The 21357-nt window shown below is 63.0% G+C and carries 19 protein-coding genes; 7 read left to right on the top strand and 12 right to left on the bottom strand.

Features of this window, described 5'->3' with window-relative positions; all coding sequences use genetic code 11:
* Window positions 1-771 (top strand): enoyl-CoA hydratase, encoded by a 771-nt coding sequence (locus ASD31_RS24285; RefSeq protein WP_056340253.1) that lies wholly within the window; start codon window positions 1-3, stop codon window positions 769-771.
* Window positions 772-1150: 379 nt separating this feature from the next.
* On the opposite strand, the gene ASD31_RS24280 is transcribed toward ASD31_RS24285, so the two are convergent.
* On the bottom strand, window positions 1151-1486 hold the full coding sequence (locus ASD31_RS24280; protein WP_056340250.1) for a hypothetical protein: 336 nt from the start codon (window positions 1484-1486) through the stop codon (window positions 1151-1153).
* Window positions 1487-1674: 188 nt separating this feature from the next.
* Here ASD31_RS24280 and ASD31_RS24275 point away from each other — a divergent pair, with 188 nt between their 5' ends.
* Window positions 1675-2145, top strand: a complete 471-nt coding sequence (locus tag ASD31_RS24275; RefSeq protein WP_056340248.1) for a ferritin-like domain-containing protein — start codon at window positions 1675-1677, stop codon at window positions 2143-2145.
* A gap of 54 nt (window positions 2146-2199) precedes the next feature.
* Here the strand turns inward: ASD31_RS24275 and ASD31_RS24270 are convergent, their stop codons facing one another.
* From ASD31_RS24270 to ASD31_RS24260, 3 genes are all read right to left on the bottom strand, one after another.
* A complete protein-coding gene (locus tag ASD31_RS24270; protein ID WP_056340244.1) occupies window positions 2200-2406 on the bottom strand; it encodes a hypothetical protein in 207 nt (68 codons plus the stop codon).
* A gap of 119 nt (window positions 2407-2525) precedes the next feature.
* Complete coding sequence (locus ASD31_RS24265; RefSeq protein ID WP_056340242.1) at window positions 2526-5756, bottom strand: efflux RND transporter permease subunit; 3231 nt, start codon at window positions 5754-5756, stop codon at window positions 2526-2528.
* 34 nt (window positions 5757-5790) lie between these two features.
* Window positions 5791-7011 (bottom strand): efflux RND transporter periplasmic adaptor subunit, encoded by a 1221-nt coding sequence (locus tag ASD31_RS24260; protein ID WP_056340238.1) that lies wholly within the window; start codon window positions 7009-7011, stop codon window positions 5791-5793.
* Between the two features lie 176 nt (window positions 7012-7187).
* Between ASD31_RS24260 and ASD31_RS24255 the strand changes: the two genes are divergently transcribed.
* Window positions 7188-7790 (top strand): TetR/AcrR family transcriptional regulator, encoded by a 603-nt coding sequence (locus ASD31_RS24255; RefSeq protein ID WP_056340235.1) that lies wholly within the window; start codon window positions 7188-7190, stop codon window positions 7788-7790.
* Between the two features lie 26 nt (window positions 7791-7816).
* Here the strand turns inward: ASD31_RS24255 and ASD31_RS24250 are convergent, their stop codons facing one another.
* From ASD31_RS24250 to hutI, 6 genes are all read right to left on the bottom strand, one after another.
* Window positions 7817-8389, bottom strand: coding sequence for a HutD family protein (locus ASD31_RS24250; RefSeq protein ID WP_082520685.1), 573 nt, complete (start codon window positions 8387-8389; stop codon window positions 7817-7819).
* Entirely contained in the window at window positions 8389-9714 is a 1326-nt protein-coding gene (locus ASD31_RS24245; protein WP_056340232.1) for a YjiH family protein, read from the bottom strand. Before ASD31_RS24245 ends, ASD31_RS24250 begins: the two co-directional genes overlap by 1 nt.
* Window positions 9715-9770: 56 nt before the next feature.
* Window positions 9771-11444, bottom strand: a complete 1674-nt coding sequence (gene hutU, locus ASD31_RS24240; RefSeq protein ID WP_056340229.1) for a urocanate hydratase — start codon at window positions 11442-11444, stop codon at window positions 9771-9773.
* The gene (gene hutG / locus ASD31_RS24235; RefSeq protein ID WP_056340226.1) at window positions 11441-12259 is read right to left on the bottom strand and encodes an N-formylglutamate deformylase; all 819 of its coding nucleotides are present in this window, start codon (window positions 12257-12259) and stop codon (window positions 11441-11443) included. Before hutG ends, hutU begins: the two co-directional genes overlap by 4 nt.
* Window positions 12260-12476: 217 nt before the next feature.
* Window positions 12477-14012 carry a histidine ammonia-lyase gene (gene hutH, locus ASD31_RS24225; RefSeq protein ID WP_056340221.1) on the bottom strand — a complete coding sequence of 512 codons (1536 nt, stop codon included), beginning with the start codon at window positions 14010-14012 and terminating at the stop codon, window positions 12477-12479.
* Window positions 14013-14052: 40 nt separating this feature from the next.
* Window positions 14053-15288, bottom strand: a complete 1236-nt coding sequence (hutI, locus tag ASD31_RS24220) for an imidazolonepropionase (protein WP_056340217.1) — start codon at window positions 15286-15288, stop codon at window positions 14053-14055.
* 98 nt (window positions 15289-15386) lie between these two features.
* Between hutI and ASD31_RS24215 the strand changes: the two genes are divergently transcribed.
* Both ASD31_RS24215 and hutC read left to right on the top strand, forming a co-directional pair.
* Entirely contained in the window at window positions 15387-16730 is a 1344-nt protein-coding gene (locus ASD31_RS24215; RefSeq protein WP_056340215.1) for a formimidoylglutamate deiminase, read from the top strand.
* A 145-nt stretch (window positions 16731-16875) separates the two neighbouring features.
* A complete protein-coding gene (hutC, locus tag ASD31_RS24210) occupies window positions 16876-17580 on the top strand; it encodes a histidine utilization repressor (protein ID WP_056340728.1) in 705 nt (234 codons plus the stop codon).
* A gap of 64 nt (window positions 17581-17644) precedes the next feature.
* Here the strand turns inward: hutC and ASD31_RS26415 are convergent, their stop codons facing one another.
* Window positions 17645-17785 carry a hypothetical protein gene (locus tag ASD31_RS26415; RefSeq protein WP_200952255.1) on the bottom strand — a complete coding sequence of 47 codons (141 nt, stop codon included), beginning with the start codon at window positions 17783-17785 and terminating at the stop codon, window positions 17645-17647.
* 272 nt (window positions 17786-18057) lie between these two features.
* On the opposite strand from ASD31_RS26415, the gene purU reads away from it, so the two are divergent.
* Window positions 18058-18942 carry a formyltetrahydrofolate deformylase gene (gene purU, locus ASD31_RS24205; protein ID WP_056340212.1) on the top strand — a complete coding sequence of 295 codons (885 nt, stop codon included), beginning with the start codon at window positions 18058-18060 and terminating at the stop codon, window positions 18940-18942.
* Between the two features lie 30 nt (window positions 18943-18972).
* Here the strand turns inward: purU and ASD31_RS24200 are convergent, their stop codons facing one another.
* Window positions 18973-20304, bottom strand: coding sequence for an NAD(P)/FAD-dependent oxidoreductase (locus tag ASD31_RS24200; protein WP_056340209.1), 1332 nt, complete (start codon window positions 20302-20304; stop codon window positions 18973-18975).
* Between the two features lie 229 nt (window positions 20305-20533).
* On the opposite strand from ASD31_RS24200, the gene ASD31_RS24195 reads away from it, so the two are divergent.
* The gene (locus ASD31_RS24195; RefSeq protein WP_056340206.1) at window positions 20534-21271 is read left to right on the top strand and encodes an SDR family oxidoreductase; all 738 of its coding nucleotides are present in this window, start codon (window positions 20534-20536) and stop codon (window positions 21269-21271) included.
* Window positions 21272-21357 lie beyond the last annotated feature (86 nt).

Here is a 21357-nt window from a genome sequence, read left to right as displayed (position 1 = left end):
ATGGAAAAACCGATCATCGTCGAACGGCAGGGACGGGTCGTCGTCGTCACGCTCAACCGGCCGGCGGCGCGCAATGCGCTGAATTCGCAGATCATGCAGGCCATGGTCGACGAACTGACCCCCCTCGACCGCGACCCGGATGTCGGCTGTTTCGTCTTGAAAGGGTCCGACAAGGCCTTTGCCGCCGGTGCCGATATCAAGGAAATGGCCGACAAGGCGTTTACCGAAATGTTCCACGAGGATTATTTTGCCGCTTGGGATCGCTTCGCGGCCTTGCGGACGCCGAAGATCGCGGCCGTCTCCGGTTATGCGCTCGGCGGCGGTTGCGAACTGGCGATGATGTGCGACATGATCTTTGCCGCCGATACTGCCATGTTCGGCCAGCCCGAGATTAAGCTCGGCGTGATTCCCGGCATGGGCGGGTCGCAGCGCCTGACCAAGCTTGTCGGCAAGGCGAAGGCGATGGACATGATCCTGACCGGACGGATGATGGATGCGACGGAGGCCGAGCGCGCCGGGCTGGTGGCGCGGGTCATCCCGGCTGAAAAGCTGATGGAGGAAGCGCTTGCCGCGGCGCAGGCGATCGCTGGCTATGGCAAGGCGGCGACGCTCGCCGCGCGTGAGGCGGTAGAGCGGGCGCTGGAAGGCGGCCTGAGGGAAGGCATCCTGTTCGAGCGCCGGCTTTTCCATTCGCTGTTCTCTACCGCCGACCAGAAGGAAGGCATGGCGGCCTTCGTTGAAAAACGCGCTCCGAAATTCCAGGGCAAATAGAATAGCCGTTTCGGTTCATCCCTGAAATGCATGTTGCGGCAGGGCGTTTTCTGCGCCTGCCGCAACATGATTGTTTATGAATGGCAAGAAATCGGGGCAGATCGCTCAACGCAGTCCGAAGAACGACAGGATTGCGATGACGATGACAACCAGGCCGACGATGTAGATGATACGGTTCATAACGGGTCCTTTCTTGATGACCTGGAAAGAACGCCGGCTACGGAAATATGTTCCATCCGTCGCCTGCGGATGCCCGGCGTGGTTGTGGGAATCATGAAAAAACCAGTGGCCAAAAAGGTCACTGGTTCAATCTCGTCAGGCAAAATTAGGGGATTCAGGTGCCCGTCATCGATTTGTATCGAGCCCAGCCACGTCCTCCTTACCAATAGCGGCGGCGCGGCGGCTCGGGTTGCGAGGACGCTCCAAGCGCATAACCCACAAGCATACCGAGAGCGGCGGCCAGCACCATGACGGAGCCGGCGGCGGCCGGGTGTTCGCGCGCTGTCTGGGCGAGTGCCCCGCCTTCCGCCTTGGCGGCATCAACGGTCTTGCGGGCAGCAGGCCCGACGGCATCGACCGCCTGTGCCGCACGGCCACGCACATCGCTATAGGCCTGGGCGCCTTGCGACGAGACGATCTTCGTCAGGCGCGCGACCTCGGCGCGCAAGGAGGTAATCTCGTTTTCGTTCGTCTGGGGTGTATTCGGATTGGCCACGGGGTTCTCCTGGTGAATGGTTTTTCTACCTTCGAAGAACCTGTTTCGGGCCGGTTTGTTCCAATCCCATGCTTTCAAGGGCAAGGATGGCTCGTTTTGCCCGCAAATGAAGGGTTTGCCCTCCCGGCACAAAGGAACGAATCCCCGTTCCGGGCGTTTGTCGTCGTCATCACCATTTGGAGCAAAACATGCAAACGCTTGAGGAACTTTTCGAACATACGCTGAAAGATATCTACTACGCCGAAAATGCCATCGCGAAGGCGTTGCCCAAGGTCTCGAAGGCGGTCAAGAACGCCGAGCTCAAGAAAGCGGTCGATCATCACCTGGAGGAGACCAAGGGGCAGATCGAGACCCTGAAGAAGGTCTTCAAGACGATCGGTAAGAAGGCCGAAGGGGAAAAATGCGATGCCGCCGAGGGCCTGCTGAAGGAGGCCGATGGGCTGATGGAGGAAGGCAAGGGCATTGCGCTCGACGCCGGCTTGCTGGCGGCCTGCCAGGCTGTCGAGCATTACGAAATCGCCCGCTACGGATCGCTGCGCGAATGGGCCAAGGTTCTCGGCAATGAGGAAGCGCATGTGCTTCTCAGCGAGATTCTCGACCAGGAGAAGGCGGCTAACAGCAAGCTGACAAATCTGGCCGTCACCGCCATCAACAAATAACCGATATCAGCCTGGAGGCGGCCTGTTTGCTGCCTCCAGCGGCAATTCAGATGTTCAATCCACCATCAGGCCGTCGAAAACCTCGATCATGGCATTGCTGATCGCCTTGCCGAGCGCCGCCGCCGTCTCCGCCAGCTTTCCTTCATCCATGTCGCGGGCCGCGATCGCGAAAGCCGCGCCTTCGCGGGTAACGATTTCCTGGGCGCGCTCGATTGTCCAAAGTGCAAAATCGCCCCGATTGCCGATCTCTACCGTTTCCATGCCATCTCCTGATTCCATCCGGTCGATGGATATACGCTTTCGGCAATCGGCGCGGCCCGTCTGAACGAAAACGGCGCCGCAATCATGCGACGCCGTTCTTCCTGTATCGGGAGGTATCCTTATTCGGCCGCTTCCAATCCCGGCAGGAGCGGCTGCGCGTGCAGTTGCGTAACCGTCGCGGTGGGGGCGTCGGCGGGGTGCTCGCCGCTCTTCCTCAAGGGCCGGTTTCCGGAAAGGGCCCGGACCAGCGTATAGAAGACCGGGGTCAGGAACAGGCCGAACAGGGTCACGCCGATCATGCCGGAAAAGACCGCGACACCCATGGCATGGCGCATTTCAGCACCGGCGCCGGTGGAGGTCACGAGCGGCACGACACCCATGATGAAGGCCATGGAGGTCATCAGGATCGGGCGCAGGCGCAGCCGGCTCGCCTTGATCACCGCCTCGAAGGGTGTCGCCCCCTCGAATTCCAGTTCGCGGGCGAACTCCACGATCAGGATGGCATTCTTCGCCGACAATCCCACAAGCACGATCAGGCCGATCTGGGTAAAGACATTGTTGTCTCCGCCCGTGAGCCAGACCCCGCCGAGAGCTGCGAGCAGCGCCATCGGGATGATCATGATGATCGACAGCGGCAGCGACAGGCTTTCATATTGCGCCGCCAGCACCAGGAAAACGAGCAGGATCGACAGGGGGAAGATCAGCACTCCGGTATTGCCGGCGATGATCTCCTGGTAGGTCAGTTCCGTCCACTCGAAGGAAACGCCCGCCGGCAGAGTTTCCGCTGCGATCCGTTCCACCGCCGCCCGTGCCTGGCCGGAAGAATAGCCGGGCGCGGTATTGCCGTTGATATCGGCGGAAAGAAAGCCGTTGTAGCGCATGGCCCGCTCCGGCCCGGCGCTGGTGCTGACATCGAGCACCGCCGACAGCGGGATCATCTCGCCCGTCGTGGAGCGCACCTCGAGCTTGCCAATGTCTTCCGCCTTGGCGCGGTAGGCCGCGTCGGCCTGGACGCGGACGGAGTAGGTGCGGCCGAACTTGTTGAAGTCGTTGACATAGACCGAGCCCAGATAGATCTGCAGCGTGTTGAAGATTTCCGTCAGCGGAACATTGAGCTGGCGTGCCCTGGCGCGATCGACATCGGCATAGAGCTGGGGAACGTTGACCTGGTAGCTGGAGAACATGCCCACGAGTTCCGGCGCCGCATAGGCTTTCGCCATGAAGGCCTTCACCGCTTCGTCCAGCGCTCCATAGCCGAGCCCGGCCTTGTCCTCCAGTTGCAGCTTGAAGCCGCCGATGGCTCCGAGCCCCTGGACGGGCGGCGGCGGGAAGATGGCGCTGAAGGAATCCTGGATGACGCTCAGTTCCTGGTTCAGCCGTCCGGCGATGGCGCCGGCCGAAAGATCCGGCGTCGTACGTTCCTCGAAGGGCTTCAGCGACAGGAAGACGATGCCGGCATTGGAGGAATTGGTGAAGCCGTTGATCGACAGGCCCGGAAAGGCGATGGCGCTTTCGACGCCCGGAACCTTCAGGGCGATATCGCTGATGCGACGGATAACCTCGTCTGTGCGGTCGAGCGAGGCGCCGTCCGGCAATTGGGTGAAGCCGACCAGATACTGCTTGTCCTGCGGCGGAACGAAGCCACCGGGGACCGCTTTGAAGAAGAACACGGTTGCGCCGACGAGGAGGAGATAGACGCCCATCATCAGCGTCTTGCGGGAAATCACGCGCTTGACGCCGGTGCTATAGGCCTGTGACCCACGGGTGAAGACCGCATTGAAACCTCGAAACAGCCAGCCGAACAGGAAGTCCATGATCCGGGTCAGCCGGTCCTTCGGGGCATCGTGGCCACGCAGCAGAAGGGCTGCAAGGGCCGGCGACAGGGTCAGCGAGTTGAAGGCCGAGATTACCGTCGAAATGGCGATGGTCAGCGCGAACTGCTTGTAGAACTGGCCGGTGAGGCCGGAGATGAAGGCAAGCGGCACGAAGACGGCGACCAGCACCAGCGCTATGGCAATGATCGGGCCGGAGACCTCGGTCATCGCCTTGTAGGTCGCTTCGCGCGGCGCAAGGCCGTTCTCGATGTTTCGTTCGACGTTTTCGACCACGACGATCGCATCGTCGACGACGATGCCGATGGCAAGCACCAGGCCGAACAGGCTGAGCGCGTTGATCGAAAATCCGAACAATTGCATCACCGCGAAGGTGCCGACGATCGAGACCGGAACGGCGATCAGCGGGATGATCGAGGCGCGCCAGGTCTGCAGGAACAGGATGACAACGATGACGACGAGCGCGATGGCTTCCAGCAGCGTGTGGATGACGGCCTCGATCGAGGCGCGCACGAACTGGGTGGTGTCATAGACGATCTCGTAATCGACATCCTGCGGCATCGACGCCTTGACCTCGGCCATCGCCGTGCGGACTTGATCGGCGATCTCGATGGCATTCGATCCCGGTGCCTGGAAGATCGGGATGGCGACGGCCTGCTTGTTGTCGAGCAGCGAGCGCAGCGAATATTCGGCGGAGCCAAGCTCGATGCGGGCAACGTCACGCAACCTTGTGATCGCGCCGCTCGGGCTTGTCTTGACGATGATCTCGCCGAATTCCTCTTCGCTCTGCAGGCGCCCCTGGGCATTGACCGACAATTGCAGGTCGACGCCTTCGAGATTGGGGGAGGAGCCGATGACGCCGGCGGCGGCCTGCACATTCTGCGCGCGGATTTCCTCGACGATGTCTGAAGCGGCAAGGCCAAGCTCGGCCATCTTCTGCGGATCAAGCCAGATGCGCATGGAATAGTCGCCGGAGCCGAACAGCTGAACCTGACCGACGCCGTCGATGCGGGCCAGCCGGTCCTTGACGTTGATCAGCGCGTAATTGCGCAGATAGGTCATGTCGTAGCGGCCTTCGGGCGAGGTCAGGTGCACGACCATCATCAGGTCCGGAGAGCTTTTGATGGTGGTGACGCCGAGACGGCGGACCTCTTCCGGCAGCCTTGGCTCGGCCTGGGCGACGCGGTTCTGGATAAGCTGCTGTGCCTGGTCGGGGTCGGTGCCGAGCTTGAAGGTGGCGGTCAAGGTCATCAGGCCGTCGGTGGTGGCCTGACTGCTCATATAGAGCATGCCCTCGACGCCGTTGATTGCTTCCTCCAGCGGCGTCGCCACGGTTTCGGCGATCACTTTCGGATTGGCGCCTGGGTAATTGGCGCGCACCACCACGGATGGCGGCACCACGTCGGGATATTCCGAGATCGGCAGGATCGTCATGGCAATCAGGCCGCCGAGAAAGATCATGAAGGAGAGAACGCCGGCAAAGACCGGGCGATCGATGAAGAACCTGGAGATGTTCATGGCGGGAGGCCTTGTGCTGGCTGCCGGGAAAAGACTATTGCGAGAGGGAGGCTTGCTGGTCGGGGTGCGCATCCCGTGTCATCGATACCATCTCGGGTGCGACGAGCGCGCCGGGGCGAATGCGCTGGAGGCCGTTGACGACGATGCGTTCCTTGGCCTTCAGCCCGGACGTCACCACCCGAAGACCTTCAGACAATCGACCCAGGGTGATTTCGCGATACTCGACAATATTGTCCGGGGTAACGACCATTACATATTTCTTGTTCTGGTCGGTGCCGATCGCCCGTTCCTGGATCAGCACGGCGTCTTCCGTCTTTGCCGCGCCCATGTTCAGCCGGGCGAACTGGCCCGGCAGCAATGCGCCATCGGCATTATCGAACACGGCGCGAACCCGGATCGTGCCGCTTTGCGGATCGACGCTGTTGTCGATCAGCTGGAGCGTGCCCTCGATGCCGGAGCGGGCAGCGACATCCATGCGCACGGGAACGCGATCGATGAAATTGCGGGCATTCACGCCTTTGGGCAGGTCCGCGAAAATACCGGCGACGATGTCCTCGCCGGCCTCGAAGCTCGCATAGATCGGGCTCAGCGACACCAGGCGGGTGAGGACCGGCGAGGCGGTGCCGGCGGCGATCAGATTGCCGGCGGTGATCTCGATCTTGCCGACACGGCCGGTGATCGGCGCGCGGATTTCGGTATAGCCCAGATTGAGCGCCGCCGATTGCAGCACGGCGCGGGCGGCTTCAAGCTCGGCATTGGCGCTTGCCTGGCCGATCAGGCGCTGGTCGTAGTCGCTCTGCGAAATGGCGTTGGAGGCGAGCAACTGCTTGCCGCGCTTCAGTTCGGTGCCGGCGAGCGACGCACGGGCTTGCGCCGCGGTGACGCTTGCCCGGGCGCGGGCGACTTCCGCCTGGTAGGGCGCTGGGTCGATGGTGACGAGGAGATCGCCCTTCTTGACGATGGCGCCTTCCTGGAAGTGGACGGACTGGATGGCGCCGGCGACGCGCGATCGCAGATCGACATGATCGACCGCTTCCAGCCGCCCGGAGAATTGCCTCCACTCGGTGATCTGCCTTGCCTCAACGGAAGCCACGGAGACAGGAATTGCGGCGGGTGCCGCGGCAGAGGCATCGGCGGCATTGCCGCTGCCGGCGGGGCTTCCCTGCAGTTCGAAGACGATCGTCGGCGTGATGGTCGCTACTGCCAGCAGGATGCCGGTGACGAGAAGTTTGGTTCTGAAAGTTCTAAATGACATGGCGGCGATCCTGAATCTTGGCCCGGAGGCGGGGCTCGCAGGACTTCGTGGGAGCCGAAGTCCGTATGAGCATTGACGTTCAATACCGTTCGGTATAGAAATAGGTTCGTGAACCCATAAATGTCAATCGAATTATATACCGATCGGTATAAAAAAATTCGGGAGGGTCCGAATTCATGGGACGGCCAAGGGAATTTGACGTCGACGAGGCACTGGAAACAGCGATGGAGCTCTTCTGGCGAAAAGGCTATGAAGGTACGTCACTGACCGACCTCACCGATGGCATGGGCATCACCAAGCCGAGCCTCTACGGCGTTTTCGGCAACAAGGAGGGCCTGTTTCTCAAGGCGTTGGAGCGTTACCAGCGCACCAAGATGTACTTCTTTCACGAGGCTTTGAAGGAGCCGAGAGCCCGCATCGTCGCTGAAAAGATCCTGCGCGGCTTTGCCGATAGCCAGACGGCCGAAACGGGGCCGAGCGGCTGCATGGGGATCAACGGGGCGCTTGCCTGCAGCGAGGCAGCCGCCGAAATCCAGAAATGTCTGGTCGAGAACCGCCATCGCGGCGAGCGCGACCTGGCCGAGCGTTTCGCCCGTGCGGCTGAAGAGGGCGACTTGCCGGAGGGGCATGAGCCCGACGATCTTGCCCGTTACATCATGACCGTTTCCCAAGGTACTGCCATCCAGGCGGCATCCGGCGCGAACCGGGCGGAATTGTACCGCGTCGTCGACATGGCCCTGCAGTTCTGGCCGGCCGAAAGCGTCGTGCCGGCGCAATAGGTACAGACTGCGCCGGCCAGCCTTGCTTAGACCGGCGTCAGGCGGATCAGATAGGCCTCTACCGGCAAGTCCGCTGTGATCTCCACGGGGCCATCAAGCAGGGCGCAATCCAGCCTTTCAAGTTCGACCGCGCGGTCGTCCGCATCGATGCGGAGAGGGCCTAGCGGCAGAAAAAGGGTTACGCCTCCTTCGGCATCGAGACCATGCTGCCCTTCGACTATCCGCCTCTCGACCCGGTGCGTCCATTGTCCGCGCCGGGTCATGATGTTGAGATCGGTGATGGCGCCGGAGACGAGCCGCGCCCATGTCGCCGCATCCGCCGGAAAGGCGAGTGGCGCGGAAGCCTGCGTCAAAAGCATCGGCGTCCGTCCGGCAATGTCGAGTTCCATGCCTTCACCCTGAAGCACGGCAAGGGTCCGGTCGATGCCGGGGAAGACGGAGAAGGGACCATTATCCGCCACTGTCGCCATGCTCACTCGCCAGCCGAAGCTGGCGAGATCGGCAGTTGGCGGAAACACGGCGATTTCCACCGTCTCGCCGCCGCCGTTCTTCCACGGCATGCGGCGATAATCGGATGCCTTGAGGATCCGGAAGGACATCAGCCCAGCCAGCCCATGGAGATCGCCAGCCAGGCGACCGGCGCCGTGAACAGGATGCTGAGCCCGGTGCGGATATACCAGATCACCAGCAGATCGCGGAAGCTGAGCGGTATCGAGGTTGCAAGCACGCAAGGGATCGAGGCCGACAGGAACAGGACCTGGCTGACCGAAACGACCGCTGCCACGAATTTCAGGCCGATATCCGCTTCCTTGAGCAGGATCGCGGGAAGGAACATTTCCGCAAGACCTGCCGCCATGGATTTGGCCGCCAGCATCGGATCGGCGAATTGCGCGATCCAGGTGAAGGGATAGAGCGTCAGGCCGAGGAGATCGAAGATCGGCGTATATTTGGCGGCAAGCAGGCCGAGCAGGCCGACGGCCATGATGCTGGGCAGGATCATCGCCGCCATGCGCAGGCCGTCGATGAAGGTATCGCGCAGCAGGACGGGAAGGCTGGTGGCCACCTGTGCCTGCTCGATGCCGACATCGATGGCCGTCTGCAGGCGTCCCTTACCGGCCGGAAGGGGCTGGTCGCGATCGGCCGGGTGATCCATGCCGGTGATCGGCCAGAGGCGGGCGGTTATCGCCGATACGATGAAGGTGACAACGAGGGTCGTCCAGAAATAGAGGTTCCAGGCCTCCATCAGCCCCAGTGTCTTGGCGACGATGATCATGAAGGTGGCCGAGACGGTCGAGAAGCCCGTTGCGATGATCGCCGCTTCGCGCACCGTATATTTGCCTTCCTTGAAGACGCGATCGGTGATCAGAAGCGCAATCGAATAGCTGCCGACGAAGGAGGCCACGGCGTCGATGGCCGACCAGCCGGGGGTGCGCCAGATCGGACGCATGATCGGCTGCACCAGCACTCCGGTGAATTCCAGGAGGCCGAAGCCGATCAGAAAGGCCAGCGCCAGGGCGCCGATCGGCACGATCAGGCCGACGGACAGCACCAGCTTGTCGAAGAGAAAGGGCAGCATGTCCGGTGTGAAGAAGCTCGCCGGGCCGACGCCTGCAAGATACATGAGCGCCAGGGCGAGACCGAGCAGCCGCAGCACGGAGAAGATCATCTCGGTGACGGACTTTTTCCAGCTGCCGCGAACGAAGGGCGCAAGCGCGCCATAGGCCATCAGCAGGCAGACGAAGACGATGGCGGCCGGACGAAGCTGGCTCGAAATGGCCGTTGCGGCGTGATCGAGCAGGATCGTGGATTTACCGGCAATGGTGACCGGCACGAAGAACATTACGATGCCGATAAGACTGAAGAAAACGAGCTTGAAGGCCGCGCTGCTGCGCGAGCCGCCGCTCTGTGTTGCTAAATCTGTCATGTTGACTCCTCCCTGATGAAAACGAAGAAGGGCGACCTGCGCCGCCCTTCCATAAATTAGTTCCCGAGTATGCCGGGCAGCCGCAGGCCCTTTTCCCTGGCGCAGTCGATCGCGATGTCATAGCCGGCATCGGCATGGCGCATGACGCCGGTAGCAGGGTCGTTCCACAGCACCCGGGCGATGCGGCGGTCGGCATCTTCGGTGCCGTCGCAGCAGATGACCATGCCGGAATGCTGGGAAAAGCCCATGCCGACGCCGCCGCCGTGGTGCAGCGATACCCAGGTGGCGCCCGAGGCGGTGTTGAGCAGCGCGTTCAGCAGCGGCCAGTCGGAAACGGCGTCGGACCCATCCTTCATCGCTTCGGTCTCGCGGTTGGGCGAGGCGACCGATCCTGAGTCGAGATGGTCGCGGCCGATGACGACAGGGGCCTTCAATTCGCCGGTGCGGACCATTTCGTTGAAGGCGAGGCCAAGCCGTTCGCGGTCGCCGAGCCCGACCCAGCAGATGCGCGCCGGCAGGCCCTGGAAGGCGATGCGCTCGCGCGCCATGTCGAGCCAGTTGTGCAGATGGGTATTGCCGGGGGTGAGTTCCTTCACCTTGGCGTCGGTCTTGTAGATGTCTTCGGGATCGCCCGACAATGCCGCCCAGCGGAACGGGCCGATGCCGCGGCAAAACAGCGGGCGGATATAGGCCGGCACGAAGCCGGGGAAGGCAAAGGCGTTTTCAAGCCCCTCGTTCTTGGCGACCTGACGGATATTGTTGCCGTAGTCGAAGGTCGGGACACCCATGTCCTGGAAGGCGATCATCGCCTCCACATGTTCGCGCATCGAGGCGCAGGCCGCCTTCTCGACAGCCTTCGGGTCGCTTTCGCGCTTGGCCTTCCACTGCGCCATCGTCCAGCCCTTGGGCAGGTAGCCGTTGATCGGGTCATGCGCCGAGGTCTGGTCGGTGACCATGTCCGGGCGGATGCCGCGACGGACCATTTCCGGCAGGATTTCGGCAGTATTGCCCAAAAGCCCGACGGATTTTGCCTCGCCGGCGGCCGTCCAGCGCTCGATCATCTCCATCGCCTCGTCGAGCGTTTCCGCCTTTTCATCGAGATAGCGGGTACGCAGACGGAAATCGATTGAATCCGGATTGCATTCGACGGCAAGGCACGAGGCGCCTGCCATGACGGCGGCCAGCGGCTGGGCGCCGCCCATGCCGCCGAGGCCGCCGGTCAGCACCCATCTGCCCTTGAGATCGCCGCCGTAATGCTGGCGGCCGGCTTCCACGAAGGTCTCGTAGGTGCCCTGGACGATGCCCTGCGTGCCGATATAGATCCACGAGCCGGCGGTCATCTGGCCGTACATGGCCAGGCCCTTCTTATCCAGCTCGTTGAAATGATCCCAGTTCGCCCAGTGCGGCACGAGGTTGGAATTGGCGATCAGCACGCGCGGTGCGTCCTTGTGGGTGCGGAACACGCCGACCGGCTTACCGGACTGCACCATCAGCGTCTCGTCCTCGTTGAGATCGCGCAGTGTTTCGACGATCTTGTCGAAATCGGCCCAGGTGCGGGCGGCACGGCCGATGCCGCCATAGACCACCAGTTCATGCGGGTTCTCGGCCACGTCCGGGTCGAGATTGTTCATCAGCATGCGCAGCGGCGCTTCGGTGAGCCAGGACTTGGCGGTAAGCTCCGTACCCCGGGCTGCGCGAACGTCGCGGATATTGTGACGAGGATTGGTCATCTGGTTCCCCTTTTGGTGTGTGCCAGCGTCAGCGCGACGGTTTCGATGCGCGCCAGAATATCTTTCAGGTGAATGCGAAGCTTGTCGGCCTTCTGTCGGTCATAGGCGAAAGGCGGCGTCTCAGTGGCGAGATGGGAGGATTGGGCCAGTTCCATCTGGATGGCGTGGACCCCGGTTTCCGGACGGCCATAATGGCGCGTCGTCCACCCGCCCTTGAATCGGCCGTTGAGAACGCTGGTGTATTCCGCAGCGCCCATGGCGACATCGACGGCTGCGTTCTGGATTGTGGGATCGCAGGTCGTGCCGCCAGCGGTGCCGATGTTGAAATCGGGCAACAGCCCCTCGAACAGGAACGGGATGTCAGAGCGGATCGAATGGCAGTCATAGAGCACGGCGATGCCGTGGAACGCCTTCACTCGCTCGATCTCGGCCGCAAGCGCCGCGTGATAGGGCGCGTGGAAACCGGCAAGACCGGCGGCGATATCGGCTTCGGTCGGCTGCTCGCCGTCCTTCCAGATCGGAACGCCATCGAAATCGGTCATGGGCACGAGCCCGGTCGTGTTCTGGCCGGGGTAGAGGCTGACGCCTTCCGGATCGCGATTGGCGTCGATGACATAGCGATGGAATGTCGCCCGTACCGTCGTCGCCTGCGGCAGCAGGCCGGCATAGAGATCGTGGATATGCCAATCGGTGTCGGCAAGGATCCGGCCATTGTCGTTGAGCCGGTCATGGATATCGGTGGGCATCGTGACGCCCGTATGGGGAAACGCCAGAATGACGGGAGAATTGCCCTGGGTGATTTCGAAGATGGTCATAGGAACCCCTCCCTCTTGTAGGCCGTCTCGCAGGACAGCCGCCTTGCTCCCTCTTCTCCCCAGCGGGGAGAAGGTGGCACGAAGTGCCGGATGAGGGGGGCGACTGGCTCCGAGTTTGCGGCGAAGACCCCCTCATCGCCTCGCATGCGCTCGGCACTTCTCCCTGCTGGGGAGAAGGGGAGGTGCACCGTTGCGCAGGTGATGATTCTGCCCATCCTCACCCCTCCAATGCCGGCAGAATTCCGCCGGATACCGCGCTGTTCAGCGCGCCGACGGCAATCAGATCGCTGGCTACCTTCAGATCGTTTGCCATGTAGCGGTCGACCTCCAGGGTCGGCACGGCCTTGCGGATGGCGGCAAGCGCCCTGTTCAGCTCCGGGCTGGTCGTCAGCGGGCTGCGGAAGTCGATGCCCTGGGCCGCCGTCAGTGCCTCGATGCCGATGATCCCGAACAGGTTGTCGGTCATCTGCAACAGTCGGCGGGCGCCGTGGCAGGCCATGGAGACATGGTCTTCCTGATTGGCCGAGGTCGGGGTGGAATCGACGGAAGCCGGATGCGACATCTGCTTGTTTTCTGACATCAGCGCGGCCGAGGTGACTTCGGCGATCATCAGCCCGGAATTGAGGCCGGGTTTCTTGGCAAGGAAGGCCGGCAGGCCGTAGCTCAGGGCCGGATCGACCAGGAGCGCGATACGGCGCTGCGAAATCGCTCCGATCTCGCAGACCGCAAGAGCGATCTGGTCGGCGGCGAAGGCCACCGGCTCGGCGTGGAAATTGCCGCCGGAAACGACCGAATTGTCCGACAGGACGAGCGGATTGTCGGTGACCGCATTGGCCTCGATTTCCAGCGTGCGGGCAACCGAGCGCAGGAGGTCGAGGCAGGCGCCATCGACCTGCGGCTGGCAGCGGATGCAATAGGGGTCCTGGACCCGCTCGTCGCCTTCGATATGGCTTTCGCGGATCACCGATCCCTTGAGCAGTCCGCGAAGGGCAGCGGCGGCGTCGATCTGGCCCTTGTGGCCGCGCAGCGTATGGATATCGGGATGGAACGGCGCCGAGGAGCCCATGGCGGCATCGGTGGACAGCGCGCCGGTGATCAGTGCCGATTGCGCTGCGCGATGGGCGCGGAACAGGCCGGCGAGCGCCAGCGCGGTGGAGACCTGCGTGCCGTTGATCAGCGCCAGACCTTCCTTGGCCGCAAGCACGACCGGCACCAGCCCGGCGCGCTCCAGCGCCGTGCGCGCATCGAGCCTTTCGCCGTTGTGGAAGGCCTCGCCTTCGCCCATCATCACCGCCGCCATATGGGCAAGCGGCGCCAGGTCGCCGGAGGCGCCGACGGAGCCCTTTTCCGGGATGAGCGGGATGACACCCTTTTCCAGCATCGCCTCGATCAGGCGGATCAGCTCCAGCCGCACGCCGGATGCGCCACGACCGAGCGATACCAGCTTCAAGGCCATGATCAGCCGCACGATATTCTCGTCAAGCGGCCGGCCGAGACCGCAGCAGTGGGACAGGATCAGATTGCGCTGCAGCGTCGCGACATCGGCGGAATCGATCTTGATGCTGGCCAGCTTGCCGAAGCCGGTATTGATGCCATAGACCGGCGCATTGCCCGCGGCGATCTCGGCGATGCGGGCCGCGGCCTTCTCGATGCCCGCGTCGAAGGAGGGATCGAGCTGGGCGGGTTCGCCGGTCCAATAGATGGTTTCGAGTGTCGAAAGCGGGACAGAGCCCGGCTGAAGAACAAGGGTCATCAAAAGTCCTCACCAATGCACGGGCTCGCCCGTGTCTCCCTCAATGTCCGTTGCGGATGCGCGCATGAAGCGGGTTGAAGCCCATGCGGTAGACAAGTTCGGCCGGCCGTTCGATGTCCCAGATGGCGAAATCGGCCCATTTGCCCGGCTCCAGCGTTCCCACCTGGCCTAAGAGGCCGAGCGCCCGGGCTGCTTCCCGCGTCACGCCGGCGATGCACTCGTCCACCGTCATGCCGAACAGGGTCGCCGCCATGTTCATGGTCAGGAGCAGCGAAGTCAGCGGCGCGGTGCCGGGATTGTTGTCGGTGGCGATCGCCATCGCGACGCCGGCCCTGCGGAACAGGTCGATCGGCGGCTTCTTCGTTTCGCGGATGAAATAGAAGGCGCCGGGCAGGATGACGGCGACGGTGCCGCTCTTCGCCATGGCTTCTGCCCCGGCCTCGTCGGTATATTCGAGATGATCGGCCGACAGCGCGCCATATTCGGCGGCGAGCGCCGCGCCGTGCAGGTTGGACAATTGATCGGCATGCAGCTTGACCGGCAGGCCGTGAGCCCGTGCCGCGTCGAACACCTGCCGCATTTCGTCGGTCGAGAAGGCGATGCCCTCGCAAAAACCGTCGACCGCATCGGCAAGCCCCTCGGCGGAGATGGCCGGCAGCATGTCGTTGACGATTTTCGCGACATAGCCTGTCCTGTCGTCCCTATATTCCGGCGGCAGGGCATGGGCGCCGAGAAAGGTAGTGCGCACGGCGATGTCGCGTTCATCCGCCAAGCGGCGCGCGGCGCGCAATGTCTTGGCCTCGTTTTCGAGGTCGAGCCCATAGCCGGACTTGATCTCGATGGTGGTCACGCCCTCGGCGATCAATGCGTCCAGCCGGGGGAGGGACTGGTGCACCAGCGCGTCTTCGCTGGCTTCGCGCAAGGACCGGACGGAGGAAACAATACCGCCGCCGGCGCGCGCGATTTCCTCATAGCCGGCACCGGCAAGCCGCATCTCGAATTCATTGGCGCGGTCGCCGGCATGGACCAGATGGGTATGGCAATCGATCAGCCCCGGCGTGATCCAGCGTCCGCCGCAATCGACGACCTCTGCGGCTTGATCCAGGGGGAAAGGCAGTCCGGCCTCGCTGCCGGCATAGAGGATGCGTCCGTCCGCAGCCGCGATGACACCATTCTCGACAAGACCAAGGCCGGGCAGGGCCGGGTCGAGAGTTGCCAGCCGGGCATTGCGCCAGAGGCGGTCGCAGGCGGCGGGTTTCGATTTTATGGAAGACATGGTTTTGCGCCTTTCCTTCTCGTGTTATTATGTATAGACATATAGAAAATGAGCGCAAGCGATTTTTTGATCCCATCGTTTTCGGGGAGGATAGGACCTTGGACAGTCTTCATGTGAAATCGGCGCTATTGCCGCAAGGATGGCAGCGGGATGTGCGCATTTCGTTCGAGCAGGGGCAGATCGCCTCCATCGAGACAGGAATAGAGGCGCAGCCGGGCGAGGAACGGCACGCCATCCTCGTGCCCGGCATGCCGAATCTGCACAGCCATGCCTTCCAGCGTGGCATGGCCGGTCTTGCCGAAGTGCGCGGTCCGGGCGCGGACAGTTTCTGGAGCTGGCGCAACGTCATGTACCGCTTCGCGCTGACGATGACGCCCGACCATGTCGAGGCCGTCGCCGGCCAGCTCTACATGGAAATGCTCGAGGCGGGTTTCTCCCGTGTCGGCGAGTTCCACTATCTCCATCATGATATCGACGGCGGTGCCTATGCCGATCTCTCCGAAATGGCCCAGCGGATCGCGGCCGCCGCATCCATGACAGGCATCGGCCTGACGCTGCTTCCGGTCTTCTACGCGCATTCGGGTTTCGGCGGCGCAGCGCCGAACGAGGGACAGCGCCGATTCATCAATACGACCGACAGCTTTGCCCGCCTGCTGGAGGGCTGCCGTTCGGCGGTCGCAGGCTTGCCGGCAGGCAATGTCGGCGTGGCGCCGCACAGTCTGCGCGCCGTGACGCCTAAGGAGCTTTCCGCCGTCATCGCCATGGCCAAGGATGGGCCGATCCATATCCATGTGGCCGAGCAGGTCAAGGAAGTGGAGGATTGCCTTGCCTGGTCGGGCGCCCGTCCGGTCGAATGGCTCATCGACAATGCGAAGCTCGATGGCCGCTGGTGCCTGATCCATGCGACGCATATGACCGACGCGGAAACCAGCCGCATGGCTCAAAGCGGCGCAATTGCCGGCCTTTGCCCGATAACCGAGGCCAATCTTGGCGACGGCACCTTCAATGCGGTCGTTTTCGGCGATGCCGGCGGCCGGTTCGGCATCGGCTCGGATTCCAATATCCTCATCGGCATTTCCGACGAATTGCGCCAGTTCGAATATTCGCAGCGGCTCGTACACCGCTCGCGCAATGTGCTGGCTGCGGCCGGCCAATCCACCGGGCGCGCCCTGTTCGACGGTGCGCTTGACGGCGGTGCCGCGGCGCTCGGGTCGCGGACGGGACTGGCGGTTGGCAATCCGGCGGATTTCGTCAGCCTGCGGATGCCGAAGATCGGCGGCCTGGCTGATGATACGGTGCTCGATTCCTGGCTTTTCGCTAGTGGGACCCGGCCGGACACTGTCTGGGTCGCTGGCCGCAAGCAGGTAGAAGACGGTCGCCATCTCCGCCGCGACGAAATCGGCGCCGGGTTCAGGAAGGCGATGGCCGAACTTCTGGCTTGAATTCCCCACGCGCCGTTTTCCAGGGTAGGCGCGGCCGGCTGAAGTCTGTTAGGAACGGGCGATTGGTTTGAAGGCGAGCATGGTGAAATCAGCGGACGATTCAGATCGGGAGGCCGGCACGGCGTTTGCCGGGCCGAAGGGCGAAATGTCGCTGCATCGACGCATTCTCGGCGATATCGAAGGCCGCATCCTGTCGGGCGAATGGCAGCCGGGCTTTCGGATTCCCTTCGAGGTCGATCTTGCCGAACAGTATGGATGCTCGCGCATGACCGTCAACAAGGCGCTGTCGCAATTGGCCAAGACCGGCCTGATCGAGCGGCGCCGCAAGTCCGGTAGCTACGTCACCCAGCCACAGGCGCAATCGGCGGTGCTGGAAATCCGCGATATCAAGCTGGAAGTACAATCGCTCGGCCTGCCCTATGCTTACAGCCTGTCGGCGCGCGCCAAGCGTAAAAGCAATGCGGCGGACCGGCTGCGGCTGAGCCTTGCCACCTCGGTCCCGGTGCTTGATGTGACCTGCCGGCATTTTGCCGGGCAGCGGCCCTTCTGCCTGGAAGAGCGGCTGATCAATCTGGAAGCGGTGCCGGAGGCCGAGGCCGAGACCTTCATGGAAATGGCGCCCGGCCCCTGGCTGGTCAACCAGGTCCCCTGGAGTGCCGCGGAGCATACGATCCGGGCGACGTCTGCCGATGGCGATGTCGCGGCGGCCCTTGGCATCGCGCCGCAAGCCGCCTGCCTGACGGTCGAGCGCCGCACCTGGAGCAATGGTGCCTATATCACCCATGTGCGGCTGATTTATCCCGGCGACCGGCATGCGCTGGTGGCCAATTTCACGCCTTCCCAGCCGTAGTAAAAAGCTGAGATGAAAAAGCCGGCACCTGGCCATGACATTGGGCCGGCTTTGTCCGTGGCATTCAGCCTTTCGGCTTGCCGGCGGGCTTGCTCGCTTCCGCCTGCTTGACCGCCGAACCGAAGGCTGCCGGGGCTTTTGCCGCGACCTTGTCCTTCTTCGGCTTCCTGACTTCCTTGTTGCTTTTCATTTGTCCCTTGGCCATGCCAATTCCTCCTTGCTGCAGGCCCGATATTGCGGCGAACCGCCCCGAACGGGCACGTCACAAGAATGCGGAAATTTGCCCCGTCGCGCAACGACAATCCGATGATGTTTCCCATCGGTGGCAGTGCCGCTGAAAAGTGACTGCGGGCACGGTCTTTTCCTGCTATCCGATGTCGCGAATCGGATGGGCGCACGGATTGGCATCGCGCTAGCTTCCGTTCCACATTGCTGGCCGGATGGGCCGGCCGAGACCTCGAGGCGAGAGACTGATCGATGAAGAGCTATGTGCTGACCGTTTCCTGCAAATCCACGCGCGGTATCGTCGCGGCGATCACCGGCTATCTGGCGGATGAGGGCTGCTATATCACCGACAGCTCGCAGTTCGACGATATGGAAACCGGGCTCTTCTTCATGCGGCTGACCTTCATCAGCCAGGAGGGCGCAGCGCTCGACAAGCTGACGGCGGGCTTCGAGGCGGTCAAGACCCGCTTCGGCATGACGGCGGATATCCTCGATAGCGAGCACCGCATGAAGGTGCTGCTGATGGTGTCGCGCTTCGGCCATTGCCTCAACGACCTGCTCTACCGCTGGAAGATCGGCGCCCTGCCGATCGATATCGTCGGCGTCGTCTCGAACCATTTCGAATACCAGAAGGTCGTCGTCAACCACGACATTCCCTTCCACCATATTCCGGTGACCAAGGCCAACAAGGCACAGGCCGAAGCCCGCATCATGGAGGTGGTGGAGCAGACCGGCACGGAACTGATCGTGCTTGCCCGCTACATGCAGATTCTTTCGGATTCCATGTGCCAGAAAATGTCGGGCAGGATCATCAACATCCACCATTCCTTCCTGCCGTCGTTCAAGGGTGCCAATCCCTACAAGCAGGCCTATGAGCGCGGCGTGAAGCTGATCGGTGCGACGGCGCATTACGTCACCGCCGATCTCGACGAAGGCCCGATCATCGAGCAGGACATTGCCCGCATCACCCATGCGCAGTCGGCCGAAGATTACGTCTCGATCGGCCGCGATGTGGAGAGCCAGGTGCTGGCGCGCGCCGTGCACGCCCATATCCACAACCGCACCTTCATCAACGGCAACCGCACCGTCGTCTTCCCGGCAAGCCCAGGCTCCTACGCTTCCGAGCGTATGGGCTGAGCGCGGCTCGCGGACATCGCTTCCTGCCGGTCAGACCGGCGGGGCGATCTCGATCGGCGTTCCGTCGGAAAAGCGGCTGAAGCGGAACGGTGCGGGATTGACGATCGGCGTCTCGCCCATCACGAGATCGGCGGCAAGATGTCCGGCACCCGGCCCTATGCCGAAGCCATGGCCGGAAAAGCCGGTGGCGATGACGAGGCCGGGGATGGCGTCGAGCGTGGAAATCACCGGCACCGCGTCCGGCGTCACGTCGATCAGCCCGGCCCAGACCTGTTCCACCCGCGCGTTGCGCAGTGCCGGAAGCGCCTCAGATGCCGCCTCCAGCGCCCGAAGCGTGGATTTTCGATCGGGTTTCGGATCGAGGATCCTGTGGCGTTCGAAGGCGCCCGGCCGGTCGAGCGGCACCGTGGAAATTTCGAACAGTTCCTGCCAGCTTCGGGCACTGAGCCCCAGTTGCACGCTTTCGCCTTCGGCTTTCCGGGCGGGCTGGAAATCGCGGAAGAAGGCGAAGCTGTCAGGCACCAGCGCGTGGCCGTTGATGCCGCCATTGGCGATCGTATAGCCGCCGTCGAGGCGCTTTCGATAGGCATAGGCCGCCGTTGCGCCGGCACCGTCCGGCCCATTCGCGGCCGGCCCGGTCCGCAGCACCGAATTGAGCACCTTCAGTTGTGGCAGCCGGATATTGAGCCCCTTGCAGAACAGCCGCGACCAGGCGCCGCCGGCAAGCACCACGGCGGAGGTCTCGATTCGGCCGCGCTCGGTGATCACCGCGCTGATGCGGCCGGCACTTTTCTCAATGCCGCGCACGGCGCAGCCGGTGACAATGCGCGCTCCGGCCCTGCGGGCGCCGGCGGCAATGGCCGGCACCGCCTTTTGCGGCTCGGCGCGCGCGTCGCTTGGGGTATAGAGCGCACCCTTGTAGCGGAGCGCCGCGCCCGGCATCAGGCTCGCCGTCTCGTCCGCGCCGATCTGGCGCGTGTCCAGTCCATGCGCCTGCGCGAGCTTCAGCCAGGTGGCGTGGTTGGCGATATCCCGGTCCGTCTCGGCGATATAGAGGATGCCCGAACGTCGGTAGCCGGTATCGCCGCCGATACGGGCATCCAGCCCGTCCCAGATATTCAGCGCTTCCACGGCCAGCGGTATTTCGCGCCTGTCGCGGCCCATGACCCGGACCCAGCCCCAGTTGCGGCTCGACTGCTCGCCGCCGAGTTCACCCTTTTCGCAGAGCACGACATCGAGGCCGCGTTCGGCGAGAAACAGCGCCGTGCTGACGCCGATGATGCCGCCGCCGATGACGACGACGGAGGCCTTTGGCGGAAGCGCCTGGTCGGTTTCGACGGAATCCAGTTTCGGGCCGGGCATGGGCTGTTTCCTGAAGAGGGTGAGGACGGTGTGCATGCGGTCCATGCGCCGATCAAGTCGCGAAGAATGACCTATGTCAACCGGCCCGCCAAAGCCGGACCAGCTTTTCTCTCTGCAGTACCATGTCTTTTCTCTATAAGAATACGTCAGGCTGCTTGACATGAGGATCGGCGGGAATATTCCTATGCTCGAATTCGGCCCTGTTGCGGCCGTGACAGGGAGAAATGACATGGGTGGACTTCTGGCCGGCAAGCGCGCGGTAATCACGGCTGCCGCGCAGGGCATCGGTCGCGCGGCAGCGGAGGCTTTTCAGCGCGAGGGCGCGATCGTCACCGCAACGGATATCAATGCTGAAAAGCTGGCCGAACTTTCGGCGCTCGGCATCTCGGTCGAGAAACTGGATGTCATGGATGCGGAGGCGATCTCGGCCTTCGCCGCCAGGACCGGCACCATCGACGTGCTGTTCAACTGCGCCGGCGTGGTCCATGGCGGAACCATTCTGAAGGCCGATGAACGGGATTATGACCTTGCCTTCGATCTCAACGTCAAATCCATGTTCCGGCTGATCCGCGCCTTCCTGCCGGGCATGATCGAAAATGGCGGCGGGTCGATCATCAATATGTCGTCCGTCGCCGGCGTGCCGGCCGGAGTGCCCAACCGCTTTGCCTATTCGGCCAGCAAGGCGGCCGTCATCGGGCTCACCAAATCCGTCGCCATCGATTATATCAAGCAGGGAATCCGCTGCAATGCGATCGCCCCGGGTACCGTCCAGTCGCCGTCGCTGGAGGAGCGGATGCGGGCGCAGGGAAATTACGAGGAAGCCCGCGCCGCCTTCATCGCCCGCCAGCCCATGGGCCGGATCGGCCAGCCGGAGGAAATTGCAGCGCTTGCCGTCTACCTCGGCAGCGACGTTTCCAACTATACGACCGGTCATGTCCATGTCATCGATGGCGGCATGTGCCTGTAGCAGGTCGGTTGTCCGCAACGCCGTCGGCCTATACATGGCGCGACCCGTGCGATAGCCTTTCGCGAACCAGAAAGGCATTCGTCCGA

The sequence above is a fragment of the Rhizobium sp. Root482 genome, from assembly GCF_001426565.1.
Taxonomy (GTDB): Bacteria; Pseudomonadota; Alphaproteobacteria; order Rhizobiales; family Rhizobiaceae; genus Pararhizobium.
This window is presented reverse-complemented; position numbering and strand designations above follow the sequence as displayed.